The sequence below is a fragment of the Streptomyces sp. ADI95-17 genome (assembly GCF_003846175.1).
Lineage (GTDB): Bacteria > Actinomycetota > Actinomycetes > Streptomycetales > Streptomycetaceae > Streptomyces > Streptomyces sanglieri.
Genome location: NZ_ML123056.1, coordinates 145,385 through 149,919, shown reverse-complemented (window position 1 = coordinate 149,919; position 4,535 = coordinate 145,385). Strand labels below are relative to the sequence as shown.

Sequence of the window (4,535 nt, the reverse complement as noted above, 5' to 3'; positions counted from 1 at the left end):
CGCCCACGCCTTCGGACCAGGCGGTGCCGTCGGCGCCGGCGGCGAAGGCCTTGCAGCGGGCGTTGACGGCGAGGCCGCCGTGCCCGCTGAACTCCGTGAAGACTCCCGAGTCGGCCATGATCATGGCGCCGGAGGCCAGCGCCATCGAGCACTCGCCCGAGCGCAGCGCCTGGATCGCCAGGTGCAGCGCGACCAGCGAGGAGGAGCAGGCCGTGTCCACCGACACCGCGGGCCCTTCCAGGCCGAAGGTGTAGGCGACGCGCCCGGACACGACGCTGCCCGCCGTCCCGGTCAGGACATGCCCGGCGACGCCTTCCGGCAGTTGCGCGAGCGAGGTGGCGTACCCGGAGGACGAGGTGCCGGTGAAGACGCCGGTCCGGCTGCCGCGCACCGTGGCGGGGTCGATGCCGGCGCGTTCGAAGACCTCCCAGGAGGCTTCGAGGAGCAGCCGCTGCTGCGGGTCCATGGCGAGCGCCTCACGCGGCGAGATGCCGAAGAAGCCCGCGTCGAACTCTGCGGCGTCGTAGACGAATCCGCCCTCCTGGGGCAGGCCGTCGGCCCCGCCGTCCGCAGTGGTCGGCAGTCGCCAGCCGCGGTCCGTGGGGAAGGCCGCTATGCCGTCCGTGCCCGTGGCGACGAGCCGCCACAGGTCCTCCGGCGAGCTGACGCCACCGGGGTAGCGGCAGCTCATCGCCACGATGGCGATGGGCTCGTCGCTGTCCGCCGTGCCGGTACGCACCGCGGCCGCGGGCGTCCCGTCCGTGCCGGGCGTTTCGACCAGTTCGGCGTGCAGACGGTCGGCCATGACGGTCGGCGTCGGGTAGTCGAAGATCAGTGAGGCGGGAAGCCGCAGGCCGGTGGCCGCGCCCAGGCGGTTGCGCAGTTCGACGGCCGTGAGCGAGTCGAAGCCGAGATCCTTGAAGGCCCGGTCCGGGCGCACGGCGCCCGCCGACGCGTGCCCGAGCACCGCGGCGGCCTGGCCGCTCACCAACTCCACGAGAGTCTGCCGCCGTTCGGCCTCGTCGAGTCCGCGCAGCCGCTGGACGAGGGTGGAGGCGGTCTCTCCCGCGGCGGCCGCGCCGCGCCGCCTGCCCTGCCTGCGTGCGCCCGCGAGCCCGTCGAAGAGAGCGGGCCGTGCGGTCCTGCCGCGCAGGACGGCCGGGTCCGGCTTCATCGGCACCAGGAGCGCGTCGTCCACGGCCAGGGCGGCGTCGAAGAGCGCGAGGCCCTCCTCCGCCGTCAGTGCGCGGAGCAGCCCGCCGCGCGGGGTGCGTCCCGCGTCCGTCCCGCGCAGCTGGTCGATCATGCCGCCGGCCTGCTCCCACGGGCCCCAGGCCAGGGAGGTCGCGGCGAGGCCCTGGGCCCGTCTGGCCCGGGCCAGGGAGTCGAGGAAGGCGTTCGCGGCCGCGTAGTTGCCCTGTCCCGGCGCCCCGAGCAGTCCGGACGTCGAGGAGAAGAGGGCGAACACGCGCAGGTCGAGGTCGCGGGTGAGCCGGTGCAGGTGCCAGGCCGCGTCGAGCTTGGGCCGCAGCACCGCCTCCAGCCGGTCGCCGGTGAGCGAGGAGATGACGCCGTCGTCGAGGACTCCGGCTGCGTGGACCACGCCGGTCAGCGGGTGCTCGGCGGGGATGCCGGCGAGCAGCGCGGCGAGCGCGTCGGCGTCGGCGACGTCGCAGGCCGCCAGGGTGACGTCGGCGCCGAGTCCGGTGAGTTCGGCGGCCAGTTCCCGTGCGCTCGCGGCGGCCGCGCCGTTCCGGCTGGTGAGCAGCAGGTGCCGGACGCCGTGCGCGGCGACGAGGTGCCGTGCGAGGACGGTTCCGAGCGCTCCGGTGCCGCCGGTCACCAGGACGGTCCCGGTGCCGTCGAGCGGCTGCGGGACGGTCAGCACCACCTTGCCGATGTGGCGCGCCTGGCTGAGGAACCGGAAGGCCTCCGGGGCGCGGCGCACGTCCCAGTCGCGCACCGGCAGCGGGCGCAGCGCCCCGCTTTCGAAGAGCGCGACCACCTCGGCCAGCATCTGTCCGATCCGCTCGGGTCCCGCCTCGATGACGTCGAACGCCCGGTAGTCGACGCCGGGGTGTGCGGCGGCGACCGTTTCCGGGTCGCGGACGTCGGCCTTGCCCATCTCCACGAACCGGCCGCCGCGCGGCAGCAGCCGCAGCGAGGCGTCCACGAACGGCCCTGCGAGGGAGTCCAGTACGACGTCGACGCCGCGTCCTTGGGTGCCGGACCTGAACTGTTCCTCGAACTCCAGCGTGCGCGAGGACGCGATCTGTTCGTCGCTCAGCCCCAGTTCCCTGAGAGTGTCCCACTTGCCCTGGGAGGCCGTGCCGTAGACCTCGGCGCCCAGGTGCCGCGCCAGCTGGACGGCGGCCATGCCCACGCCGCCCGCGGCGGCGTGCACGAGCACCGATTCGCCGGGCCGCAGCGCGGCCAGGTCGACCAGGCCGTAGTAGGCGGTCAGGAACACGATGGGGACCGAGGCCGCCTGGGTGAACGACCAGCCGTCGGGAATCCTGGCGACCATCCGGTGGTCGGTCACCGCGGTCGGCCCGAAGCCGCCGCTGAGCAGGCCCATGACGCGGTCGCCGGGCGCGATCCCGGTGACGTCGGGGCCGACCTCGACCACGACGCCCGCGCCCTCGATGCCCATCGTGGCGCGTCCCGGGTACATGTCGAGCGCGATGAGTACGTCGCGGAAGTTCAGCCCTGCGGCGTGTACGGCGACGCGTATCTGGCCGCTCCCCAGGCCGTCGAGGGCCTGCGGGTGGGGCAGCAGGCCCAGGCCGTCGAGGGTGCCCCTGTTCTCGCTGTCGAGCCGCCAGGCGGGGACGCCGGGCGGCGGCAGCAGTGCGCCGTCACGCCCCGCGCGCACGAACCGGGGTGCGTACACCGTCCGTCCGCGCAGGGCGAGTTGCTGTTCTCCGGTTTCGAGCGCCGTCCGCAGGGCCGGTGCGTCGAGCGCGTACGGCTCTTCGGCGTCGAGCAGGACGAATCGGTCCGGGTTCTCCGACTGGGCCGAACGCAGCAGGCCCCACACGGGGGCGGCGGCCAGGTCGGGCGCCGCGGCCACGTCACCGTCGGGGCCAACGGCACCGCTGGTCAGCACCAGCAGCCGGGCGGCGTCGAACCGCGGGTCGGCCAGCCACTGCTGCACCAGGGCGAGGGCGCGGTGCGCGGCGCGGTGCGCGGCGGTGTCATCGCCCGCCCCGGCGGGGCGTCCCGTGAAGTCGGCGATCACGACGTCGGGCACATCGGCACCGCCGTCGACGGCGTCGCCCAGCGCGGCGAGGTCCACGAAGGCGTCGAACGCCTCGAAGGCCGCGGGCCGCCCGTCCTCGTCGGCCGCGAGCGCGACGGCCCACGGCGCCTCGTCGGACGGCCGCTCCGCCCTCGGCGCGGCTTCGGCGACCTCGGTCCAGCCCAGCTGGAACAGCCCGTCCATGGCGGCCGTGGCCTGGGTTCCGAACTGCTCGGCGGACACCTCGCGCATTGCCAACGTCTCGATGACTGCCACGAGTTGACCCGCGCCGTCCGCCAGGTGAAGCGACACCGCGTCCCGTCCCGCCGGGCTGATCCGCATCCGCAGCGTGGTGGCGCCAGTGGCCCGCAGACAGACCCCTCCCCAGGAGAACGGCAGCCAGCCGCGCCCGGCGGCGTCAACCGGTCCGCCGACCGCGTCCCGCTCCGCGGCGCCGCCGAGCAGCCCGCTCACCGCAAGGGCGTGCAGTCCGGAGTCGAGCAGCGCGGGGTGCACGCCGAAGCCGGCCACGTCGAGGTCGGCCACCGCCACTTCGGCGAGCACCTCGTCTCCTCTGCGCCAGGCCCTGCGCAGCCCCTGGAAGGCCGGGCCGTAGCCGAACCCCCGCGCGGAGAGCTGCTCGTACACGTCATCGACGCCGATCGGGGTGGCGTCCCGCGGCGGCCATGCCCCGAGCGCGTCCCGCACGATCGACGCGGCGGCGTCCTCCGCTGCCGCGTCGGCCGGCGCGAGGAAACCCGTGGCGTGCTGGGTCCAGTCGCTCTCGTCCTCGCCGTCGGGCCTGGAGTGCACGCCGACGGACCGGCGGCCTTCCGCCTCCGGGGCACCGACCACCACCTGCACCTGGACCCCGCCGGACGCGGGGAGCGCCAGCGGCGCCTGCAGGGTCAGCTCCTCCACCATTTCGCAACCGACGCGTTCGCCCGCGTGCAGCGCGAGGTCGACGAAGGCCGTGCCGGGCAGCAGCACCGCACCCATGACGGCATGATCGGCGAGCCACGGCTGCCGCTGCGCAGACAGCGAACCGGTGAACAGGAACTCATCGGTGTGCGCGAGCCCCACCGCGGCACCGAGCAGCGGATGCTCTCCCATGCGCAGTCCGAGCCCGGTCACGTCGCGGGGTGCGGCCCAACTGCTCTTCGGCCAGTAGCGCTCGCGCTGGAAGGCGTAGGTGGGCAGGTCCACGCGACGGGCACCGGTACCGGCGAAGTACGCCGACCAGTCAACTGCCCTTCCCTGCACATGCAGTTCAGCGAGGGCAGTGAGGATTGCT

General features: G+C 74.6%; 1 protein-coding gene. It reads right to left on the bottom strand.

What is annotated here, in order from left to right; genetic code table 11:
- Nucleotides 1–4,447: SDR family NAD(P)-dependent oxidoreductase (locus EES42_RS43045; RefSeq protein ID WP_241196970.1), on the bottom strand; the 4,447-nt coding region annotated here is incomplete at its 3' end.
- Nucleotides 4,448–4,535 lie beyond the last annotated feature (88 nt).